Below are 20173 nucleotides of genomic sequence, written 5' to 3'. Positions count from 1 at the left end.
ATCAGCCCAGACCCACGTCGCTGCGGGCCGCGACGAGGGCCTCCGCGGCCGCGGTGCGCACGGTCGGGTCGTCGGGATCGACGCCCTCGTCGTACTCGTAGAACCAGGCGATCGGGGCGTCACCACGGGGCGCACGGCGTCCGATCACGCGTACGCCGCCGCGCCCGCGGAGCGGCACGTGGCGCTGCAGGACGATGCTCGCTGTCACCCGCTCGCGCACCAGCTGCAGCAGCCGGCCCGGCTCCGCGATCGCGAGGACGTGCTCGACGCGCTGCTCACCCCACGAGCCCACCAGCGAGACCCGCAGCACCTCGGTGTCGCTGTCCCAGTCGGCGGCCTCGACCTGCTCCCACGGGATGCGGGTGGTGTCGTCCAGGGTCGCCAAGTAGAGCGCGTCACGCGTCCCCGCGAGCACCCGGTCGTCGCTGCTGCGGCACCAGGCCAGCACGCGCTCGCCCGGCCCGACCGCGACCTCGGGCGCCGCGGCGCGGGTCCTCCACCTCACTGGGCCGCCACCTGCTGGTCGCGCAGCGTGCGGCGGTGCTGCTCGAGGGCCACGAGCTCGCCGAACATCTTGTTGTAGTCGGTCTGGTGCTCGACGGGGTTGGTGCGCTGGAGGCGTGACTTGAGGTCGGCGATGCGCCGCATCGTGGTGAGCTCCTGGAGGCGGTAGACGTGCTTGGCCACGTAGCCGGGCTCGGGCGTGGAGGGCGTCAGCACCGGCTCGACGCCCAGCTCGGAGACGGCGGACGAGATGGCCGGGTCGACCGCGCCGAAGCGCACCCGGGTGCTCCACCCGCTGTCGTCGGCGCCCGCCGCCGGTCCCCCGGCCGCCGCGATCGCCTCCCACACGCCCCGGTAGACGGGGTGGCTGAAGTCGTCGGGACCGATGCCGTTGATCACCCGGCCCACGGCACCCGGGTGCTGGATGACGATCTTGAGGGTCTCGCGCTCGATGGAGAACCGCGGGTCGCGCAGGCTGGGCAGCTGCGGGCGCTGGGGGCCCGCCGCGGCGTCGGTCTCCGGCGTCCTACGACGGGAGTCCCGGTGGTCGCTGCGGCCGGTGGACGCCGGTCGCGCGGCGGCGCGGCGCACCTCGGCGCGGGCGTCGTCGACGTCCACGCCGATCATGCCCGCGATCTCGCGCGCGAAGGCGTCGACCTTGGACTTGTCGCGGATGCTCGAGACCAGCGCGGCCGCCTCGCGCAGCGCGTCGACGCGGCCATCGGCACGGTCGAGGTCGTACCTGGTGAGCACGTTGGACAGCACGAACCGGTAGAGCGGCTTGCGCGTGGCGATCAGCTCGCGCACCGCGGCGTCGCCCTTCTGCAGGCGCAGGTCGCAGGGGTCGAGGCCGTCCGGCTCGACGGCGACGTAGGTCTGCGAGACAAAGTTCTGGTCGCCGCCGAAGGCCCGCAGCGCGGCCTTCTGCCCAGCCGCGTCGCCGTCGAAGGTGAAGATCACCTCGCCGCGGAACTCCTCGTGGTCGTGCAGGAAGCGCCGCAGGACCCGCGCGTGGTCGTCGCCGAACGCGGTGCCGCACGTGGCCACCGCGGTGGGCACGCCGGCGAGGTGGCAGGCCATCACGTCGGTGTAGCCCTCCACGACCACGGCCTGGGAGGAGCGGGCGATCTCGCGGCGGGCGAGGTCGATGCCGTAGAGGACGGTGTTCTTCTTGTAGATGGGTGAGTCGCCGGTGTTGAGGTACTTGGCCTCGATCCGGTCGTCGTCGAAGATCCGGCGGGCCCCGAAGCCGATGGTCTCGCCGCTCGCCTCCCGGATGGGCCACAGCAACCGACCGCGGAAGGCGTCGTAGTGGGACCGGCCGCGCTTGACGAGGCCCGCCGTCACCAGCTCCTCGTCGGTGAAGCGGCGGCCACGCAGGTGCCGCAGCAGCGCCTCGCCGTCGCGCGGCGCGAAGCCCACGCCGAACGTCTCAGCGCTGGCCTGGTCGAAGCCGCGCTGCCCCAGGAACTGCCGCGCCACCAGGGCGTCCGGAGTGCCGAGCTGCTCGGCGTAGTACTCCTGCGCCACCTTGTGCGCCTCGATGAGCCGCCCGCGCGCCGGGCCCCGGGGGCGCTCGGCCGCGTCGCCGTCCTCGCGCCGCAGCACCACGCCGTACTTGTCGGCGAGGCGCTCGAGGGCCTCCCCGAAGGACAGGCCCTCGATCTTCATCAGGAACGAGATGACGTCCCCGCCCTCGCTGCAGCCGAAGCAGTGGAAGAAGCCGCGCGAGGGGTTGACGTTGAACGACGGCGACTTCTCGTCGTGGAAGGGGCACAGGCCCTTGAGCGACCCGCCGCCCGCGCGCTTGAGCGTGACGTACGACGAGACGACGTCGTCGATGCGCGCCTTCTCGCGTACCTCGGCGATGTCGTCATCGCGGATCCGGCCTGCCACGGGGCGGAGTCTACGTCCGTGGAGCACGCCACCCCCACGGGTGCGCTCGGTTCACAATCCGCGTCCGCTTTGGCACGTTGGGGGCATGACAGATCCGCGGACGAACGACGACCCGACGCTCGGGGCGCTGGTCAACCAGCTGACCCAGCAGGTCCCCGAGCTCATCCGTTCCGAGATCCGGCTGGCGCAGGCCGAGGTGTCCGAGAAGGGCAAGCGCGCCGGGGTCGGGATCGGCATGTTCAGCGTGGCAGGACTGCTGGCGTTCTTCGCCGTGGCCACGCTTGTCACCACGGCGATCCTCGCCCTCGCGCTCGTCGTGGACGCCTGGCTCGCGGCTCTGGTCGTCGCCCTGGTGCTGCTCGCGGCGGCAGCGGTGGCCGGCGTGCTGGGCAAGAACAAGGTCGCCTCCGCCACCCCTGCCAAGCCCGAGCGGGCCATGGAGGGCGTCAAGGAGGACATCGCGACCGTGAAGGGTGGACACCATGGGTGACAGCAGCAGCAACGGGACCGGCGGCCAGACCCCCCAGCAGATCGAGGCCGACATCGCGGCCCAGCGCGAGCAGCTGGCCGACACCGTCGACCAGCTCACCGCCAAGCTCGACGTGAAGTCGCAGGCGCAGGCCCGCGTGGCCGAGGTCAGGGACCGCGCCACGACGGACGACGGCAAGCCGCGTCCCGAGGTGCTGGCCGCCGCGGGCTCGCTGGTGGCCATGGCGATCGTGCTCGTCTGGTGGCGGCACCGCTCATGACCACCGAACACCGGGTGACCTCCTCCGCGGACCCGGAGGACGACCGCAAGCCCGACAGCCCGACCGACCTCGACAAGCGCTCGTGGAAGTACGTCGCGCGCAAGACGTGGCGCGAGTTCACCGACGACCAGTGCACCGACCTCGCGGCGGCGCTGACCTACTACGCGGTGCTGTCGATCTTCCCGGCGGCCATCGCCCTGACCTCCCTGCTCGGGCTGGTCGGGCAGGCGGAGGAGTCGGTGGACACCGTCCTCGAGGTCCTGGACCCCCTGGTGTCCGAGCAGATGCTGGGCACGGTCGAGCCCACCCTTCGGCAGATCTCGGAGTCCCAGAGCGCCGGGCTGGCCCTGGTCCTCGGTCTCGCCGGCGCGCTCTGGACCGCGTCCGGGTACGTCGGGGCCTTCGGCCGGGCGATGAACCGGATCTACGAGATCCCGGAGGGCCGCCCCTTCTGGAAACTGCGCCCGATCATGCTGGTGATCACCATCGTCGCCCTGGCGCTGATGGCCGCCGTGCTCCTCATGCTGGTCGTCTCGGGACCCGTGGCGGAGGCCATCGGTGACGTGATCGGCGTCGGTGACGCGGCCGTGACGGCGTGGAGCATCGCGAAGTGGCCGGTGCTGGGCATCGCCGTCGTGCTCATCGTGGCGATGCTCTACTACGCCACCCCCAACGTGAAGCAGCCGAAGTTCCGCTGGATCTCGGTCGGGGCCCTGGTGGCCATCGTCACCTGGGTGCTCGCCTCGGTGGCGTTCGCGTTCTACGTCGCCAACTTCTCGTCCTACAACAAGACCTACGGCTCGCTGGCCGGGGTCATCGTCGCTCTGCTCTACCTGTGGCTGACGAACCTCGCGCTGCTCTTCGGCGCCGAGGTCGACTCCGAGCTGGAGCGCGGCCGCCAGCTCCAGGCAGGGATGGCGGCCGAGAAGGACCTCCAGCTGCCGCCCCGCGACACCCGCAACATCCGCAAGGCCGAGGAGAAGGAGGCCGAGGACGTCGCCCAGGGCCGCCGCATCCGCGAGCAGCACGACGACTCCTCGGCGCAGGACACTCCCCCGCAGGACCCCCACAGAGAGGATGCACGATGAAGAAGCTGTTGGTACTCGTCGCCGGAGGTATCGGCTACGTGCTCGGCGCGAAGGCCGGGCACGAGCGCTACGAGCAGATCAAGGGCCTGGCGACCAAGGTCAAGGACGACCCCCGTGTCCAGGACGCCGCCCACCAAGCGGCCGACACGGCCAAGGCGCAGGCGCCGGTCGTGAAGGACAAGGTCGCCTCGGCCGCGACCGCCGCCGCCGACAAGGTCAAGCCCTCGCACACGAACGACGAGGACCTCGAGTCCCAGCTCAACCCGGACAACGTGGCGCTGCAGGACAACCCCTACCCCCAGGGCAACCTGCCCTGAGCCTCACCCGACCAGGGTGGCGTGCCGCGCGACCGCGCTGGCATCGGTGAGCGACGCCACCTGGTCGAGGACCACGCGGCGGCGGCCGGCCTCGTCGGCCGCCGCCGCCCAGTCGTCGGCGAACGGCCGGTCGAGCGCGTCCGGCCCGCGCTCCCACAGGGCCGCGAACAGCTCGGCGAGGAGCAGCCGCTGCCGCTCCATCAGGGCCACCCGGTCGGTGGCCTGCATGACGTAGTGCGCGGCGATGCCCTTGAGGATCCCGATCTCCACCCGTGTCGCCTCCGGGACCACCAGGTCGGCCCGGTGCCGCACGAGCGGGCCGTCGACCGCCGCGAAGGTGGCGGCCTGGACGCTCCCACAGAACCGGCCGATGAGGTCGCTGGTGAGGTTCTTGATGGCCGCGAGGTCACGGCGGGTGCCGGTGTAGGGCGCGGTCGGCCAGGAGCCCTGTCGGCGCATCGACGCCAGGGCCTCGTCCAGCTCGGCGTCGGAGGACTCCGGGAGGTACCACGCGCGCACCGTCGCCCACAGCTCATCGCGCTCCAGCCGGGTCAGGTCGAGCCGGCCGGCCACGATGCCGTCCTCCACGTCGTGCACGGAGTAGGCGACGTCGTCGGCGAGGTCCATCACCTGTGCCTCGACGCACTGCCGCCGTCCGCCGATCCCCTCGCGCACCCAGTCGAAGACCGGGGCGTCGTCGTCGTAGACGCCGAACTTGACCACGAAGCGCGGGGTGCCGTCGGCGTGCACCCCGCCCGGACCGGGAGCGGCGTCGCGGGACCAGGGGTACTTGGTGCAGGCGTCGAGCGTGGCCCGGGTGAGGTTGAGCCCCACGGACGCGCCCGTCCCGTCGAAGGTCTTGGCCTCGAGACGGGCGAGCAGGCGCAGGGTCTGGGCGTTGCCCTCGAACCCGCCGCAGTCCTGGCTCAGCTCGGCCAGCACCCGCTCCCCGTTGTGGCCGAACGGCGGGTGGCCGAGGTCGTGCGCCAGGGCCGCGGTCTCCGCGATGTCGGGGTGGCAGCCCAGGGCCCGGGCCAGGTCACGCGCGACCTGTGCCACCTCGAGGCTGTGGGTGAGCCGGTTGCGGACGAAGTCGTCGGTCTGCGGCCCGACCACCTGGGTCTTGGCCGCGAGCCTTCGCGACGCGGCGGCGTGGACGACGCGAGCGCGGTCGCGCTCGAAGGCGGTGCGCACCGGGGCGTCGACCCGCTTGGGCGGCTCGGCCACCACGCGGGCGCGGTCGTGCTCGTCGTACAGATCGTCGGGCGTCATCGCCGTGAGCCTAGTGACCACGACCGACGGGGTCCGACCCCGCTCCACCAGCGGCGTCGGACCCCGTCGTCATGAGGACCTCGTGCGGCTCACGCTCGCACCATTCAGATCAGTAGACCGTCACGTGCACGTGGTCGTAGTGGTTGGCGGTGGTCGACCCGCGGTCGGACATGTAGCGCCAGCCCTCGCCCGCTCGGTCCACGGACCAGATCTTCTGGGAGTAGATGATGTACTCGATGCCCAGCGCGGAGTAGTTCGCGCGCAGGAACTCGGCGATCTCCCAGCCGGTGGATCCGCTGACCATCACGTCGATGGCACGGCCCTCGCCGTGCTCGCCGTCGTTGCGCCAGGTGCCGTAGGAGGTGATCTCGGGCCAGTTGGCGCAGACCGCGTCGTGGATCTCGTAGAGCGACGGGCTGCCCGCGTCGATCGAGGAGCCGTTGGAGCACTGTCCGCCGAGCGACGGGCCGGCCGGGGCGGGCGGCTTCGGCTTCTTGTTCGCGAGGTAGCCCGCGGTGACCCACCGGGACTTGCCGTTGACGACGACCTCCACGCGGTCGCCGTCCTTGCGGCCGGTGACCAGGACCTTCTCGAGGTCGTCGACGAGGCCGACGTTGCGGGCGTCACCGCCGGCGCTGGTCCACAGGTTGAGCTCGGTCGTGGTCCACAGACGGGTGTCGGCGGCACGGACGGCGCGCTGGGTGGCCTTGGCCTCGCGGCGGGCCTCCTTGCGGGCCTGCTCGCGCGCCTGCTGGCGGGCTTCCTTGCGCGCCTCCTGGCGGGCGTCCTCGCGGGCCTCGCGGCGCTCGGAGCGCGACACGACCTCGTCGCGCTGGGCGACCCCGGAGGCGGAGATGCCGGCGGCGGCGTTGCTCGAGGAGGCGAGCAGGTCGTCGGTGCCGGGGACGGACGGGTTGGCCGTCAGCACGCCCACGGCGACGGCGGACAGGGTCGCAAGGGCTGCGACGGGTCCGGCGACCTGGACTGCTGAGGGGGTACGGCGGGGGGTACGGCGGGCATTGGCGTCCCGCTTGTGGCGATGCTGAGCCACAGCGCTGAATCCTTTGCTGTTGCGTGCAGGGGGATGCTGACCGCGCTCGAGCCGGTGAGGGCCTCGGGGGGGAGACGCGGGCAGAACGACGAGTGAAGCACAGGATTTCTGCCCTGTCCCAAATCCTGACGGACAAATCAGTGCGTGTTCCCCGTCACCGCTCCGTGGCCGGGGCGTTATCCGCCCGTGATCTCCAGGGCGTCCTCGCGGACGTGGATGTCCCGGCCGTCGGTGTCGTCGAGCCAGCCCTCCGGCAGCACGACGCGCTTGCGCGGGGCCCCCTGGCGACCCCGCGGGGTGCCCAGCTCGGCGACCGGGAAGGCCTCGTCGGGGTCCAGGTCGGCGAGCAGCTCGTCGAGGGCGGCGAGTGAGTCGACGAGGGCCAGGCGGTGCCGGAGCTGCCCTCCCGCGCGGAAGCCCTTGAGGTACCACGTGACGTGCTTGCGGAACTCCTTGCAGCCCCGCTCCTCCCCCATGTGCTCGCTCAGCAGCTCCGCGTGCCGGCGCATCATGGTCGCCACCTCGCCGAGGGTCGGCAGCGTCGCGACCTGCTGCCCGGTGAACGCCGCCGCCAGGTCCCGGAAGAGCCACGGCCGACCCAGGCAGCCGCGTCCGACCACGACGCCCGCCACCCCGGTCTCCTCGACCATCCGGACGGCGTCGGCCGCCTCCCAGATGTCGCCGTTGCCGAGCACGGGGATGTCCACGCTGGCGGCCAGCTCGGCGATGGCGTCCCAGTCGGCCTGCCCGGAGTAGGCCTGCTCGACGGTGCGCCCGTGCAGCGCGATGGCGGCCGCCCCGGACTCCTGGGCGATCCGCCCGGCGTCGAGGTAGGTGAGGTGGTCCTGGTCGAGGCCCTTGCGCGTCTTCATGGTCACCGGGACGTCGTACGGCGCCGCGGCCGCCACCGCCGCGTCGAGGATGTCCCCCAGCAGGCCCCGCTTCCAGGGCAGGGCTCCCCCGCCGCCCTTGCGGGTCACCTTGGGCACCGGGCAGCCGAAGTTGAGGTCGACGTGCGCGACGCCGTGCTCCTCGCACAGGATCTGCACGGCGCGGCCCACGTAGTAGGGGTCGGTGCCGTAGAGCTGCACCGAGCGGACCGTCTCGAGCTCGTCGAAGACCAGCATCTTGCGCGTCGTCTCGTCCCCCTCGACGAGGCCGCGCGAGGTGATCATCTCGCAGACGTAGAGGCCGGCGCCCTGCTCGGCGCACAGCCGGCGGTAGGCGGCGTTGGTGATCCCGGCCATCGGCGCGAGCACCACGGGTGTGTCGACGGTGAGCGACGCCCCCGAGGGCGCGCGCAGGGTCAACGACGACGGCAGTGGCATGGGCCCATTGTCGCGTGCCGGGTCAGCGACCTCGTCGGGAGGGGCGCCCGCGACGGCCGCGGTCGGGCTCGGTCGCCTCGCCCGTCCACGTGATCGCCTCCCGGTCCGGGGTCGGCCAGAAGACCATCGCGTCGTACGCCGCACCGGCGCGGGCGAGGAAGACCAGGCACCGCGTCGTCGTGTCGCCGCGGGCGAAGCGCTCGGGCAGCGGCTGGGAGCGGCACGGCTCGAACGGCTCGGCGAAGCCCCACGGCGGACCGAGGGCGTCGGAGGTGTCGCGCAGGTAGAGGGGCACGGCGAGACCGCCGAGGTCGGCGTCGCCGGCGTTGGTGACCGTCACGTCGACGTAGTAGGGCCGGGCCCCGTCTGTCGCCCCGGCGGCGACGAGGCCCGCGAAGTCCCGCGTCCGGGCCTCGGTGACCTCCTCGACCCTCAGCTCCAGCAGGGCGTCGACGTCGGCGGCCGGGCGCCAGGCCACGGTCGCGGTGTCACCGAGGGCGAGCTCGGTGCCGGGCGCGGTGGTGCCGGCGTCGGTGGCCCCTGCCGACGGCGGGCCCGTCGTCCCGGACGCCGGCTGCGCCTGCGGCTCGCCGGAGGAGCAGCCCGCCACCAGCAGCAGGCACGCGCACGCTTCGACCAGCCCGACCCGCCTCATCCGGGCATTGTGCACCGGACGGGGCCGGCCGGACGGCGAGAACCGCCGCGCGTCAGCAGCCGATGAGCCGCTCGGCGAACCAGCGGGAGATGCCGTCGAGGCTGACCCGCTCCTGCTTCATGCTGTCGCGCTCGCGGATGGTGACCGCGTTGTCGTCGAGGGTCTCGAAGTCGACGGTGACGCAGTACGGCGTACCGATCTCGTCCTGGCGCCGGTAGCGGCGACCGATGGCACCGGAGTCGTCGAAGTCGACGTTCCAGCTCTGGCGCAGCTCGGCGGCGAGCGCCTTGGCCTTGGGCGAGAGGTCGGCGTTGCGGCTCAGCGGCAGCACCGCGACCTTGACCGGCGCCAGGCGCGGGTCGAGCTTGAGCACGACGCGCTTGTCGACGCCGCCCTTGGTGTTGGGGGCCTCGTCCTCGGTGTAGGCGTCGATGAGGAAGGCCATCAGGCTGCGCGTCAGGCCGGCCGCGGGCTCGATGACGTAGGGGACGTAGCGCTCGTTGCTGGCCTGGTCGAAGTAGGACAGGTCCTTGCCCGAGAACTCGCTGTGCTGCTTGAGGTCGAAGTCGGTGCGGTTGGCGATGCCCTCGAGCTCCTCGAAGTCACGGCCGGAGAACCCGAAGCGGTACTCGATGTCGACGGTGCGCTTGGAGTAGTGGCTGAGCTTCTCGGCCGGGTGCTCGTAGTGGCGCAGGTTGTCGGGGTCGATGCCCAGGTCGACGTACCACTGCGTGCGCTCGTCGATCCAGTGCTGGTGCCACTCCTCGTCCTCGCCGGGCTTGACGAAGAACTCCATCTCCATCTGCTCGAACTCGCGGGTGCGGAAGATGAAGTTGCCGGGCGTGATCTCGTTGCGGAAGCTCTTGCCCATCTGGGCGATGCCGAAGGGCGGCTTCTGCCGGCTGCTCGTCACGACGTTGGCGAAGTTGAGGAAGATGCCCTGCGCGGTCTCGGGGCGCAGGTAGTGCAGGCCCGACTCGTCCTCGATGACGCCGAGGTAGGTCTTGAGCATCATGTTGAACTCGCGCGGCTCGGTCCAGGCGTTGCGGGTGCCGCAGTTGGGGCAGGCGACGGACTCGTTGATGTCGACCGTGTCGGGGTCGTCGATGCCCTTCTTGGTGGCGTAGTCCTCCTGGAGGTGGTCCTCCCGGAAGCGCTTGTGGCACGACTGGCACTCGGTCAGCGGGTCGCTGAAGGTGCTCAGGTGGCCCGAGGCCTCCCACGTGCGCGTGGGGAGGATGACGCTGGAGTCCAGGCCCACGACGTCGTCGCGGCGGGTGACCATGAAGCGCCACCACTGGCGCTTGATGTTCTCCTTGAGCTCCACGCCCAGCGGGCCGTAGTCCCAGGCGGAGCGGGTGCCGCCGTAGATCTCACCGCACGGGTAGACGAAACCTCGACGCTTGGCGAGGGAGACGACGTTGTCCAGGGCGGTCGGAGCGGGCTTGGCCACGGTGGATCCTCACGGAACAGGCCGGCTGGCTGCCGGTCGGTGGCACCACCCTATCGACGGCCGTCCGGGGTTCCGTGCCGGGCTCCGTCCGCGGGTCAGGAGCGTGGGACGTCCACGTTGAGGTCTGCGCCCGGCTCGACGACCTCGTAGGCGCTGGGCTCGTCGACGGCGTGCACCATCAGCGGCTGGATGTGCATCTTGCCCTCGTACGACGACAGCGCGCGCCGGTAGGAGCCGACGTTCTCCCACCGGCTCGACAGCACCCACAGACCGGGGTCGTCGACGTTGCGGCCGATCTCGCACGCGACGTACCCCGGGCAGGCCGAGAAGATCGCCCGCGCCCGCTCCAGGCCGGTCTGGAGGTCGGCGCCGGCCGACGGGTCGCCAGCGGGGACGCGGAGCCTGGTCACGACGAGCACGCCGCGATCATAGGACCGCGACAAGTTGACAATGATTCTCACCCTGCTGAGAATCGTTCTCATGTCATCGCTCGCCACGCGTTCCCGTGTCCTCCCGCTCGTCGCCGCCGGCGCCCTCCTCCTTGCGGGGTGCGGCACCTCGGGCGGTGCGTCGGACGGTGGGTCCGACCGCCAGGCCGTGGCGGCGTTCTACCCGCTGGCCTGGGTCACGGAGCGGGTGGCGGGCGAGGACTGGGAGGTCAGCAACCTGACCCAGCCCGGCGGGGAGCCCCACGACCTCGAGCTCGGCATCGCCCAGACCGCGGACCTCGACGAGGCCGACGTGGTCGTCTTCGAGCACGAGTTCCAGCCCGCCGTGGACGAGGCCATCGACAACGTCTCGGACGCCGTGGTCGTCGACGCCGCCGAGGCCGTCGAGCTGCGCTCGATCGAGGAGCAGCACGAGGGCCACGCGGAGCAGTCCGAGGACGAGCACGCGGCCGAGGAGGCGCACGCCGAGGACGATGCCGCGGAGGACGACGGCCACGGGCACGGCGAGACCGACCCGCACTTCTGGCAGGACCCGCTGCTGATGGCCGACCTGGCCGACGCGGTCGCCGAGGGCCTCGCCGAGGTCGACACCGAGGGTGCGGCGACGTACCAGGCCAACGCCGACGAACTGCGGGCCGAGCTCGAGGAGCTGGACGCCGAGTTCTCCGAGGGCCTCGCGCGCTGCGAGCGCGACACGGTGGTCGTCAGCCACGAGGCGTTCGGCTACCTCGAGCGCTACGGCCTGCACTTCGTGGGCATCGCCGGCCTCTCCCCCGACGCCGAGCCGACCCCGGCAGTCATCGCCGAGCTCGAGGAGCTCATCGCCTCCGAGGGCATCACCACCGTCTTCTCGGAGCGGCTCGCGTCGCCCGCCATGGCCGAGAGCCTGGCGTCCGACACCGGCGTCGAGACCGCCGTCCTCGACCCGATCGAGGGACCGGGCGAAGGTGACGACGCCAGCGACTACGTTGCTCTCATGCAGCAGAACCTCGAGGCGCTCCGACGAGCCAACGGATGCTGAACCCCGCCGGCACCCCGGTCGTCGAGGCCCGTGACGTCACGGTCGCCCTCGGCGGCCGTCCGGTGCTGCGCGGCAACGACCTGGTGGTCCGGCACGGCGAGTTCGTGGCCCTGATGGGGGCCAACGGGTCGGGCAAGAGCACCCTGGTGCGCGCGCTCACCGGCCTGCGTCCGCTCACCCAGGGCTCCGTCCTCCTCTTCGGCACGCCGCTGCACGACTTCAAGGAGCGCCACCGGATCGGGTTCGTCCCCCAACGCGGCACCGCGGCGGGCGGCGTCCCGGCCAGCGTGCGCGAGGTGGTGGCTTCCGGGCGGCTCACCCGGCGCCCGCTGCTGCGCCCGGCCGGGAAGGCCGACCGCGCGGCGATCGACGACGCCCTCGAGGTCGTGGGCCTCACCGACATGGCCGGCGACGGCGTCTCGACGCTCTCCGGCGGCCAGCAGCAGCGGGTGCTCATCGCGCGCGCGCTGGCGGGCGAGCCCGAGCTCTTCTTCCTCGACGAGCCGACCGCCGGTGTCGACCTGCCCAACCAGCGCGCGCTCGCCGAGGCCCTGCGGACCCTCTCGGAGCGGGGTGCCACCGTCATCCTCGTCGCCCACGAGCTCGGCCCGCTGGAGCCGCTCGTGGACCGGGCCGTCGTGATGCGCGACGGGCGGATCGCCTACGACGGGCCGCCGCTGGCCCACGAGGACGTCCACGGCCACCACCACCCCGTCGCCGGCACCCACGACCACGCGCCGCACGTCGGCTCCCCCTTCGACACCATGTCGCTGGACCCGAGGGAGGACCGCCGATGAGCCTCGCCGAGCTCCTCGACCTCCTGGGCCGCGACTTCATGCAGCGTGCGCTCCTCGCCGCCCTGCTCACCGGCCTGGCCGCACCCGCGATCGGCACCTTCATCGTGCAGCGCCGCCTCGCCCTGCTGGGCGACGGCATCGGCCACGTCGCGGTCACCGGGGTCGCCCTCGGGCTGCTCACCGGGGCCTCCCCCACGTGGACGGCGGTCGTGGTCGCCATCCTCGGTGCCGTGCTCATCGAGGTCATTCGGGAGCAGGGCCACACCAACGGCGACGTCGCCCTGGCACTGCTGTTCTACGGCGGATTGGCAGGTGGGGTCCTCATCACCGGGCTCGCCGGGGACGGCGCCGCCGGCCTGCAGGTCTACCTCTTCGGGTCCGTGACGAGCATCAGCCCCAGCGAGGTCTGGTACACCGCCGGGCTGGCGCTGGTGGTCCTGACCGTCACGCTCGGCCTCCTCCCCCAGCTCTTCGCGGTGGCCTCCGACCCGGAGTTCGCCCGCGTCGCGGGCTTGAGGGTCCGCGCCTACAACCTGCTCGTCGCCGTGCTGGCCGCCGTCAGCGTCACCGTCGCCATGCGCACCGTGGGGCTGCTCCTCGTCTCGGCGCTGATGGTGGTGCCGGTCGCCACCTCCCAGCAGCTCGCGCGCTCCTTCCGCTCCACACTGCTCTGGGCCATGGTCCTCGGCGGCGTCGCCGCGGTCGGCGGGCTGGTCATCGCCGCGTGGCTGTCCGCCCGGGCGACCGTGGCCCCGGGCCCCTCCATCGTGCTCCTCGCGCTGGCCATGTTCGCCGCCACCTGGCCGGTCGGGGTGTGGGTACGACGACGCCGCCGCCTCGCGGAGCCCTTCCCGGCGCTGGGCACCGACATGCCCGGCCCGCACGAGGTGGACGAGCACCCCCACGAGCACGGCGACGACTGCGGCCACCCCGCCGTACGCCACGGCGACCACGTCGACTACGTCCACGACGGCCACCGGCACGCCCCGCACGGAGAGCACTATGACGAGCACTGACCGCCAGCCCCTGCGTCCCACCCGCCAGCGCATCGCCGTGACCGAGGCGCTGGCGTCCTTCGACGACTTCCGCAGCGCGCAGGAGATCCACGAGCTCCTCGACCGCCGCGGCGCCAAGGTGGGCCTCGCGACCGTCTACCGCACCCTGCAGCGGCTCAGCGAGGCGCACGAGGTCGACATGCTGCGCACCGAGGACGGTGAGGCCGTCTACCGCCGGTGCTCGGACACCCACCACCACCACCTGGTCTGCCGCGAGTGCGGCGCCACCGTGGAGATCGAGGGGCCGGCCGTGGAGCGCTGGACGACCGCCATGGCCGCCGAGCACGGCTTCGCCGACGTCTCGCACACGCTCGAGATCTTCGGGACCTGCCCGCGCCACTGAGCCGCGCCCTCCCCTCGCCCCGCGTGCGTCGTACGGGGTCCGGGTATGCACGAGTCGGCCACGGTCGGCCCCGGGGAGGAGTGAGGCCGGCCGGGTCAGGACTCGTTGGGCAGCGCCCCGCCGTAGCGCCGGTCCCGACGCGCGTACTGCTCGACGGCCTGCCACAGGTGGCGACGGTCGACGTCGGGCCACAGCACGTCGGTGAAGACGAGCTCGCTGTACGCGGCCTGCCAGAGCATGAAGTTGGAGAGCCGCTGCTCCCCCGACGTGCGCCACACCATGTCGGCGTCGGAGAGCTCGGGGACGTAGAGGTGCCGGGCGAACGTGCGCTGGTCGATCTTGTCGGGGTCGAGGCGTCCCTCGGCGACGGCGCGGCCCATCGACCGCGCGGCGTCGACGAGCTCGGCCCGGCCGCCGTAGTTGACGCACATGGTCAGGGTCAGCACGTCGTTGTCGCGCGTCATCTCCTCGGCGACACGCAGCTCCTTGACCACCGACTTCCACAGCCGGGGTGCCCGGCCGGCCCAGCGCACCCGGACGCCGAGCTCGTGCATCTCGTCGCGGCGGCGCCGGATGACGTCGCGGTTGAAGCCCATCAGGAAGCGCACCTCGTCGGGTGAGCGCGACCAGTTCTCGGTGGAGAAGGCATAGGCCGAGATCGCCTTGACGCCGATCTCGATCGCGCCCTCGACGACGTCGAAGAGGGAGTGCTCACCCTGCTCGTGGCCACGGGTCCGCGGCAGGCCCCGTTCCTTGGCCCACCGGCCGTTGCCGTCCATGACGACGGCCACGTGGCGCGGGACGAGCTCGGCGGGCACGGCGGGGGGCCGGGCGCCGCTGGGGTGCGGGGTCGGCGGTCGGACGCTTCGCTTCACGCGGACGACCCTAGTCAGGGCGGGCGGTCAGCGCTCGACGTACGCCATCGAACGCAGTCCGCGCTCGACGTGCCAGGCGAGGTAGGCGGCGACCAGGCTGCTGGCCTCCTTGAGGTGGCGCGGCTCCGCAGCGTGCACCTCGGCCCAGTCGCCGGTCAGCAGGGCAGCGCCGAGCCCGAGCGTCTCGGGCGCCGGCGTGGCGGACCCGGGGAGCTTGCACAGCCGACACAGCACGCCGCCGGCCGAGGGGTTGAAGAAGCGGTGCGGGCCCTCGACGCCGCACGAGACGCAGTGGTCGAAGGAGGGGGCGTAGCCGGCCACCGCCAGCGAGCGCAGCAGGTATGAGTCACGCACCTGGCCCGCCTCGTGCTCACCTGCCGCCATCGCGCGCAGGCCGCCGACGAGGAGCAGGAACTGCTGGACGGCGGGCTCCTTCTCCTCGGTGACCAGCCGCTCGGCGGTCTCGAGCATCACCGTGCCGGAGGTGTAGCGGTCGTAGTCGAGGCCGAGCCGGGAGTGGAACGGGTCGATCGTCACCGCCTGGGTGATCGTGTCGAGGTTGCGGCCCTCCGCGAGCTGGAGGTCGACGTGGGTGAACGGCTCGAGCCGCGACCCCCACCGCGACGTCGTACGCCGCACGCCGCGCGCCACCGCGCGGACCCGGCCGTGGTGGCGGGTCAGCAGGGTGATGATGCGGTCCGCCTCACCCAGCTTGTGGGTGCGCAGCACGACCGCCTCGTCGCGGTAGAGGGGCACGTCCCCATTCTCCCCCACCGGTGGACCCGGCGTCGTCGTGGCCGTCCGGCGCGCCGGGACTTCCCGGGCCGACCGTGCCCGTCGACGGGACGAACCAGCCGTCGGGACCCACGGGCGTGCCGACGCGCGGCAGGTACTCGGTGCCGACCAGCAGCGCCACCAGTCCGCGTCGGCCGCCGGTCCCCGTCTTGGCGTAGATGCTCCGGAGGTGGTCCTGGACCGTGTAGGGACTGATCACCATCGACTGCGCCATGTCCTCCCGGGACTTCCCGGCGAGCAGGTGGGCGAGCACCTCGGACTCCCGACGGGTCAGCCCGTGGGCCACCGCGGCCAGCGAGGCGACCTCCGGCAGGTGGGCGGGCTCGACGGTCATCACGACGCTGCCACCCGCCCGTGCCTGCCAGCCGGCGCGGATCACCGCCCACTCCCCGTCGCGGGTGCGGGTGCGCAGCACGGTGGACGCCTGGCCCGACCTGCGCAGGGCGGCGGCGGCGACCACGGCGGGTGCCGCGGCCACCGGGCGTCCGGCCGGACCCCAGCCGAGGCGCTCGAACCACTCCCGTGCTGCCGGCGTGATCGACTCGAGCTCGTTGTCGGCGCCGACGACCGCGACCGCCGGGCCCTCCGTGGCCGTCGGCAGGACGTCGACGGCGGTGCGGAACAGCGTCGTGCGCAGCCCGTCCCCGATGGCGACCAGGATCCGCCCCAGCTGCGCGACCTCCGCGTCGACGAAGACCCGGCCGCCCGCCCGGGCCAGCGTGCAGGCACCCCACGCCAGTCCGTCGCTGCCGCGGAAGATCATCCGGACCTCGTCGCGCAGGCCGTACGGCGCCAGCACCTCGTCGTAGTAGCGCGTCGTCCGCACCCGGCCTCCCGCCGCCTCACGCAGGGTGCGCACCGGCACGGGTCTCGAGCGCATGGACTCGAAGCGGCCCGGCTCCTCCCCCGGTCCGTACTCGATGTCCACGACCGTGGCGAGGACGCCGGCGTCGTAGCCGACGGTCATCAGGGACGTGGGCACCAGCGACGCGGGGTCGGCGGTGGCCAGGCAACCCGCGTCGAAGGGCGCCACACCCGCGATCTCCGCCAGGACGCGCTCCCGGAACACCACGCCGTCCGGCGAGGTGACCGCCGCGTCACGGATCGCCGCCGGCACACGATGACCGACCCGGGCCATGGGTCGAGTATCCCCCCGCACGAGGGATTGAGGAACGGCCCTGCCGGGACGAGCCTGATGGCAGACGTCCCGACCCAGGAGGCCCCGATGACCGGCACCCGCACGCGATCGACCCCGCTGACCGAGGACGACCTCGAGATCATGCGCATCCTGCACCGTGCCTTCCGCCGCGACGGCGCGCGGCTGGCCCGCACGGCCGAGCGCTACGGCACCGAGTCGGAGGAGGTCCACGACGCCCTCCTCGTGGGCTGGCACGGCTTCAGCTCGAGCCTGCACCACCACCACACCATCGAGGACGCCCACATCTGGCCGGTGATGCGCGCCAAGCTGGCCGACCGGCCCGACGACCTCGCCGTGCTGGACGCGATGGAGGCCGAGCACGCGCTCATCGACCCGGCCCTGGAGCGCCTCGAGCATGCCTTCGACGACCGTGAGGCAGATCGGGACGAGGTGGCGGGGCGCATCGAGGAGCTCCTCACCCTGCTCCGCTCGCACCTCGACCACGAGGAACGCGACGCCTTCCCGCTGATCAGCGAGCTCGTGACGGCGCAGGAGTGGCAGGCGCTGACCAAGGCGTCGATGAAGGAGCTGAGGCTCAGCGACATCGCCCAGATCAGCCCCTACCTGCTCGAGGACGCCTCGCCGGCGGAGGTGCGGGTCGTGCTCGACGAGCTGCCTGCCCCGGTGCGCCTGGTCCACCGCTTCTGGTGGAACCCGCGCTACCAGCGGGTGCGTCGCTGGGAGTGACCCCTCAGGTCGTACGACGCCGGGTGCGGGCAGGCGTGTCCCAGCACGACCGCGCGAAGCCCGCCGCCAGGGTGTTGAGCCGCTCGGGGGCCGCGCGCCACTCCAGGATGCTGCGCGCCCGCACGAACTGGGCGTGGGGCATCTCCTCGGCCAGCAGCGCCGCGTCGGCCGCCGGGTGGATCGGGTCGGCGGGGTGCCCGACGACCAGCGCGGGTGCCTGGATCGTCCGTCGCTGGGCGGTCGACGGAGCGACCCGGCCGAAGAAGATCCCGTGCACCGCGGCGGCCATCGGAGCGGCGCGCTGGTTGCAGGTGTCGAGGCCGATCCCGACCCAGAACGGCACCAGCCCGCGCGGAACGACCTTGGTGACGCACCGCAGGGCCGAGACGGTCACCGGGAGGAAACGCGCGGCGAAGAGGAGCGGCGCGAAGGCCATGATCCCGGCCTCGAGCGCGTTGTCGAGGACCGGCATCTCCAGCAGCAGCCCGCGGACCCGCTCGGGCGCGAGGACGGCGACCTCGAGCGAGACGTTGGCCCCCAGCGACGTGCCGCCGATGATCGCCTGCTCGGCACCGAGGTGGTCGAGCAGCGCGACGACCTGCTCCGCGAAGGCGGTCATCGAGTAGGCCGTCGGGTCGGCCGGTCGGTCGGAGCGGCCGTGCCCGAGCAGGTCGAGGGTCACCACGTGCAGGCCCTCGGCCGCGAGGGCCCGGGCGAGCGGCTGGTGCATCCGGCGCGGCATGAGCTGGCCGTGCAGGAGCACCACCCAGGCGTCGCCCGAGCCGTACTCGGTGTACTCGAGGCGGTCCCGGCCCCCCGCGTGCTCGAGGAAGAACTGGCCGATCCGCTCGCTGACCAACATGGCGGCCAACCTAGGGCATCCCGGGGACGTCAGCGGCGGTTGACCGCGGAGATGACCGCCTTGAGGGAGGCCGTGACGATGTTGGCGTCGAGGCCCACGCCCCACAGCACCTTCTCGCCCACCGCGCACTCGACGTACGCCGCCGCGATGGCGTCGCCGCCGGAGGACAGCGCGTGCTCGTGGTAGTCGAGCACCCGGACGTCGAAGTCGTGGGGCAGGCCGTTGACGGCGTCGACGAAGGCCGCGATCGGGCCGTTGCCCTCGCCGGTGAGGGTGGTCGGCTCGCCGTCGACGTACACGTTGACGCTGAGCTGGTCCTTCTCCCCTGCGGCGCTGCTGGTGTGCACGGAGTCGAGCCACAGCGGCCGCTCGCGGTCGAGGTACTCGCGGCGGAAGGCCTCCCAGATGGCCGCCGGCGCGACCTCGCCGCCCTCGGCGTCGGTCTGCTGCTGGATGACCCGGCTGAACTCGATCTGCGCACGGCGCGGCAGGTCGAGCTTGTGCTCGTGCTTGAGGATGTAGGCCACCCCGCCCTTGCCGGACTGGCTGTTGACCCGGATGACCGCCTCGTAGCTGCGGCCGACGTCCTTGGGGTCGATCGGCAGGTAGGGCACCGCCCACTCGTGGTCGTCCACGGGTACGCCGGCACGCTGGGCGTCGCGCTCGAGCGCCTCGAAGCCCTTCTTGATCGCGTCCTGGTGCGAGCCGGAGAAGGCCGTGTAGACGAGGTCGCCGCCGTAGGGATGGCGCTCGTGGACCGGCAGCTGGTTGCAGTACTCGACCGTGCGGCGTACGTCGTCGATGACGGAGAAGTCGATCTGCGGGTCGATGCCCTGGGTCAGCAGGTTGAGGCCCAGCGTCACGAGGCAGACGTTGCCGGTGCGCTCGCCGTTGCCGAACAGGCAGCCCTCGATCCGGTCGGCGCCGGCCAGGTAGCCGAGCTCGGCGGCCGCGACCGCCGTACCCCGGTCGTTGTGGGGGTGCAGGGAGAGGACGACGTGCTCGCGGTGGTGCAGGTGGCGGCCCATCCACTCGATGGAGTCGGCGTAGACGTTGGGCGTGGCCATCTCGACCGTCGCCGGGAGGTTGATGATCACCGGGCGCTCGGCCGTGGGGCCGAAGACGTCGAGGACCGCGTTGCAGATCCGGACGGCGAACTCCAGCTCGGTGCCGGTGTAGGACTCGGGTGAGTACTCGTAGAAGACGTCGGTGCCGGGGACGAGCTCCTCGTACTTCTTGCAGATCTCCGCCCCGCGGACGGCGATGTCCAGGATCCCGTCCTCGTCGAGGCCGAAGACCACGCGGCGCTGCAGCGTCGAGGTGGAGTTGTAGAGGTGCACGATCGCCTGCTTGGCGCCGCGCAGCGACTCGTAGGTGCGTTCGATGAGCTCCTCTCGCGCCTGGGTCAGGACCTGGATCACCACGTCGTCGGGGATCAGGTCCTCCTCGATGAGCATCCGCACGAAGTCGAAGTCGGTCTGCGACGCGGCGGGGAAGCCGACCTCGATCTCCTTGTAGCCCATCCGCACCAGGAGCTGGAACATCTCCTTCTTGCGGGCCGGGCTCATCGGGTCGATCAGGGCCTGGTTGCCGTCACGGAGGTCGACCGCGCACCAGCGGGGCGCCTGCGTCATCCGCTTGGTGGGCCAGGTGCGGTCGGTCAGGTCGACCGGGAGGAACGGCACGTAGCGCTCGTGCTTCATGCCGCTGGGCTGCTGGGGGTTGCGCTCGTGGGGCGGGGTGCTGCTGATCATGAGGTCCTCGATCTCGCTGGTGAC

At 72.2% G+C, this 20173-nt stretch carries 22 protein-coding genes; 9 read left to right on the top strand and 13 right to left on the bottom strand.

From position 1 onward, the window contains the following. Position 1 precedes the first annotated feature (1 nt). Positions 2 to 505 (bottom strand): hypothetical protein, encoded by a 504-nt coding sequence (locus DAI17_RS08895; RefSeq protein ID WP_199905012.1) that lies wholly within the window; start codon positions 503 to 505, stop codon positions 2 to 4. Continuing rightward, a complete protein-coding gene (gene dnaG / locus DAI17_RS08890; protein ID WP_107772490.1) occupies positions 502 to 2400 on the bottom strand; it encodes a DNA primase in 1899 nt (632 codons plus the stop codon). Before dnaG ends, DAI17_RS08895 begins: the two co-directional genes overlap by 4 nt. 85 nt (positions 2401 to 2485) lie before the next feature. Here dnaG and DAI17_RS08885 point away from each other — a divergent pair, with 85 nt between their 5' ends. From DAI17_RS08885 to DAI17_RS21245, 4 genes are read left to right on the top strand one after another with little or no spacing between them, the layout of a single operon-like run. Then, positions 2486 to 2890 (top strand): phage holin family protein, encoded by a 405-nt coding sequence (locus DAI17_RS08885; RefSeq protein ID WP_107772489.1) that lies wholly within the window; start codon positions 2486 to 2488, stop codon positions 2888 to 2890. Next, positions 2883 to 3149 (top strand): DUF3618 domain-containing protein, encoded by a 267-nt coding sequence (locus DAI17_RS08880; protein ID WP_159081432.1) that lies wholly within the window; start codon positions 2883 to 2885, stop codon positions 3147 to 3149. The genes DAI17_RS08885 and DAI17_RS08880 overlap by 8 nt, the downstream gene beginning before the upstream one ends. Before the next feature lie 14 nt (positions 3150 to 3163). Then, positions 3164 to 4237, top strand: a complete 1074-nt coding sequence (locus tag DAI17_RS08875) for a YihY/virulence factor BrkB family protein (protein WP_234412400.1) — start codon at positions 3164 to 3166, stop codon at positions 4235 to 4237. Next, positions 4234 to 4554, top strand: coding sequence for a hypothetical protein (locus tag DAI17_RS21245; protein ID WP_199905011.1), 321 nt, complete (start codon positions 4234 to 4236; stop codon positions 4552 to 4554). The genes DAI17_RS08875 and DAI17_RS21245 overlap by 4 nt, the downstream gene beginning before the upstream one ends. A gap of 3 nt (positions 4555 to 4557) precedes the next feature. Here the strand turns inward: DAI17_RS21245 and DAI17_RS08865 are convergent, their stop codons facing one another. The 6 genes from DAI17_RS08865 to DAI17_RS08840 all read right to left on the bottom strand — a co-directional run bounded on the left by DAI17_RS08865 (position 4558) and on the right by DAI17_RS08840 (position 10732). Then, positions 4558 to 5826 (bottom strand): deoxyguanosinetriphosphate triphosphohydrolase, encoded by a 1269-nt coding sequence (locus DAI17_RS08865; protein WP_107772487.1) that lies wholly within the window; start codon positions 5824 to 5826, stop codon positions 4558 to 4560. A gap of 109 nt (positions 5827 to 5935) precedes the next feature. Then, the gene (locus tag DAI17_RS08860) at positions 5936 to 6877 is read right to left on the bottom strand and encodes a hypothetical protein (protein WP_159081431.1); all 942 of its coding nucleotides are present in this window, start codon (positions 6875 to 6877) and stop codon (positions 5936 to 5938) included. Positions 6878 to 7053: 176 nt separating this feature from the next. Further along, positions 7054 to 8205: a tRNA dihydrouridine synthase DusB gene (gene dusB, locus DAI17_RS08855; RefSeq protein ID WP_107772485.1), complete on the bottom strand. Its 1152-nt coding sequence runs from the start codon at positions 8203 to 8205 to the stop codon at positions 7054 to 7056. 22 nt (positions 8206 to 8227) lie between these two features. After that, positions 8228 to 8860: a YajG family lipoprotein gene (locus tag DAI17_RS08850; RefSeq protein ID WP_107772484.1), complete on the bottom strand. Its 633-nt coding sequence runs from the start codon at positions 8858 to 8860 to the stop codon at positions 8228 to 8230. Positions 8861 to 8912: 52 nt separating this feature from the next. Further along, positions 8913 to 10313, bottom strand: a complete 1401-nt coding sequence (locus tag DAI17_RS08845; RefSeq protein WP_107772483.1) for a glycine--tRNA ligase — start codon at positions 10311 to 10313, stop codon at positions 8913 to 8915. Positions 10314 to 10408: 95 nt separating this feature from the next. Continuing rightward, positions 10409 to 10732: an antibiotic biosynthesis monooxygenase family protein gene (locus tag DAI17_RS08840; RefSeq protein WP_234412398.1), complete on the bottom strand. Its 324-nt coding sequence runs from the start codon at positions 10730 to 10732 to the stop codon at positions 10409 to 10411. Positions 10733 to 10793: 61 nt separating this feature from the next. On the opposite strand from DAI17_RS08840, the gene DAI17_RS08835 reads away from it, so the two are divergent. The 4 genes from DAI17_RS08835 to DAI17_RS08820 are packed head-to-tail and all read left to right on the top strand — an operon-like array spanning position 10794 to position 13978. Further along, on the top strand, positions 10794 to 11783 hold the full coding sequence (locus DAI17_RS08835; RefSeq protein WP_107772482.1) for a metal ABC transporter substrate-binding protein: 990 nt from the start codon (positions 10794 to 10796) through the stop codon (positions 11781 to 11783). Continuing rightward, the gene (locus DAI17_RS08830) at positions 11777 to 12580 is read left to right on the top strand and encodes a metal ABC transporter ATP-binding protein (RefSeq protein WP_107772481.1); all 804 of its coding nucleotides are present in this window, start codon (positions 11777 to 11779) and stop codon (positions 12578 to 12580) included. The genes DAI17_RS08835 and DAI17_RS08830 overlap by 7 nt, the downstream gene beginning before the upstream one ends. Continuing rightward, the gene (locus DAI17_RS08825; RefSeq protein WP_107772480.1) at positions 12577 to 13596 is read left to right on the top strand and encodes a metal ABC transporter permease; all 1020 of its coding nucleotides are present in this window, start codon (positions 12577 to 12579) and stop codon (positions 13594 to 13596) included. The genes DAI17_RS08830 and DAI17_RS08825 overlap by 4 nt, the downstream gene beginning before the upstream one ends. After that, on the top strand, positions 13583 to 13978 hold the full coding sequence (locus DAI17_RS08820) for a Fur family transcriptional regulator (RefSeq protein WP_107772479.1): 396 nt from the start codon (positions 13583 to 13585) through the stop codon (positions 13976 to 13978). The genes DAI17_RS08825 and DAI17_RS08820 overlap by 14 nt, the downstream gene beginning before the upstream one ends. 95 nt (positions 13979 to 14073) lie before the next feature. Here DAI17_RS08820 and DAI17_RS08815 read toward each other — a convergent pair whose 3' ends face one another. The 3 genes from DAI17_RS08815 to DAI17_RS08805 are packed head-to-tail and all read right to left on the bottom strand — an operon-like array spanning position 14074 to position 16786. Further along, complete coding sequence (locus DAI17_RS08815) at positions 14074 to 14853, bottom strand: isoprenyl transferase (RefSeq protein WP_107772478.1); 780 nt, start codon at positions 14851 to 14853, stop codon at positions 14074 to 14076. Positions 14854 to 14880: 27 nt separating this feature from the next. Next, positions 14881 to 15609 carry a DNA repair protein RecO gene (gene recO, locus DAI17_RS08810; RefSeq protein WP_107772477.1) on the bottom strand — a complete coding sequence of 243 codons (729 nt, stop codon included), beginning with the start codon at positions 15607 to 15609 and terminating at the stop codon, positions 14881 to 14883. Beyond that, a complete protein-coding gene (locus DAI17_RS08805; protein ID WP_107772476.1) occupies positions 15557 to 16786 on the bottom strand; it encodes a helix-turn-helix transcriptional regulator in 1230 nt (409 codons plus the stop codon). The genes recO and DAI17_RS08805 overlap by 53 nt, the downstream gene beginning before the upstream one ends. Before the next feature lie 57 nt (positions 16787 to 16843). Between DAI17_RS08805 and DAI17_RS08800 the strand changes: the two genes are divergently transcribed. Next, the gene (locus DAI17_RS08800; protein ID WP_199905010.1) at positions 16844 to 17533 is read left to right on the top strand and encodes a hemerythrin domain-containing protein; all 690 of its coding nucleotides are present in this window, start codon (positions 16844 to 16846) and stop codon (positions 17531 to 17533) included. Positions 17534 to 17537: 4 nt separating this feature from the next. Here DAI17_RS08800 and DAI17_RS08795 read toward each other — a convergent pair whose 3' ends face one another. Further along, positions 17538 to 18395: an alpha/beta fold hydrolase gene (locus DAI17_RS08795; protein ID WP_199905009.1), complete on the bottom strand. Its 858-nt coding sequence runs from the start codon at positions 18393 to 18395 to the stop codon at positions 17538 to 17540. Between the two features lie 29 nt (positions 18396 to 18424). Next, complete coding sequence (gene leuA, locus DAI17_RS08790; protein ID WP_107772475.1) at positions 18425 to 20149, bottom strand: 2-isopropylmalate synthase; 1725 nt, start codon at positions 20147 to 20149, stop codon at positions 18425 to 18427. Positions 20150 to 20173 lie beyond the last annotated feature (24 nt).

Source organism: Nocardioides sediminis, from assembly GCF_003047295.1.
GTDB classification, from domain to species: Bacteria; Actinomycetota; Actinomycetes; order Propionibacteriales; family Nocardioidaceae; genus Nocardioides; species Nocardioides sediminis.
This window is presented reverse-complemented; position numbering and strand designations above follow the sequence as displayed.

Excerpts from the sequence above, each read along its gene's own strand:
- DAI17_RS08800 (WP_199905010.1), top strand. The coding sequence starts at position 16,844 with ATGGCAGACGTCCCGACCCAGGAGGCCCCGATGACCGGCACCCGCACG.
- DAI17_RS08865 (WP_107772487.1), bottom strand. The coding sequence starts at position 5,826 with ATGACGCCCGACGATCTGTACGACGAGCACGACCGCGCCCGCGTGGTG.
- DAI17_RS08835 (WP_107772482.1), top strand. The coding sequence starts at position 10,794 with ATGTCATCGCTCGCCACGCGTTCCCGTGTCCTCCCGCTCGTCGCCGCC.
- DAI17_RS08805 (WP_107772476.1), bottom strand. The coding sequence starts at position 16,786 with ATGGCCCGGGTCGGTCATCGTGTGCCGGCGGCGATCCGTGACGCGGCG.
- DAI17_RS08850 (WP_107772484.1), bottom strand. The coding sequence starts at position 8,860 with ATGAGGCGGGTCGGGCTGGTCGAAGCGTGCGCGTGCCTGCTGCTGGTG.
- dusB (WP_107772485.1), bottom strand. The coding sequence starts at position 8,205 with ATGCCACTGCCGTCGTCGTTGACCCTGCGCGCGCCCTCGGGGGCGTCG.
- DAI17_RS21245 (WP_199905011.1), top strand. The coding sequence starts at position 4,234 with ATGAAGAAGCTGTTGGTACTCGTCGCCGGAGGTATCGGCTACGTGCTC.
- DAI17_RS08795 (WP_199905009.1), bottom strand. The coding sequence starts at position 18,395 with ATGTTGGTCAGCGAGCGGATCGGCCAGTTCTTCCTCGAGCACGCGGGG.
- leuA (WP_107772475.1), bottom strand. The coding sequence starts at position 20,149 with ATGATCAGCAGCACCCCGCCCCACGAGCGCAACCCCCAGCAGCCCAGC.
- DAI17_RS08885 (WP_107772489.1), top strand. The coding sequence starts at position 2,486 with ATGACAGATCCGCGGACGAACGACGACCCGACGCTCGGGGCGCTGGTC.
- DAI17_RS08820 (WP_107772479.1), top strand. The coding sequence starts at position 13,583 with ATGACGAGCACTGACCGCCAGCCCCTGCGTCCCACCCGCCAGCGCATC.
- DAI17_RS08825 (WP_107772480.1), top strand. The coding sequence starts at position 12,577 with ATGAGCCTCGCCGAGCTCCTCGACCTCCTGGGCCGCGACTTCATGCAG.
- DAI17_RS08830 (WP_107772481.1), top strand. The coding sequence starts at position 11,777 with ATGCTGAACCCCGCCGGCACCCCGGTCGTCGAGGCCCGTGACGTCACG.
- DAI17_RS08880 (WP_159081432.1), top strand. The coding sequence starts at position 2,883 with ATGGGTGACAGCAGCAGCAACGGGACCGGCGGCCAGACCCCCCAGCAG.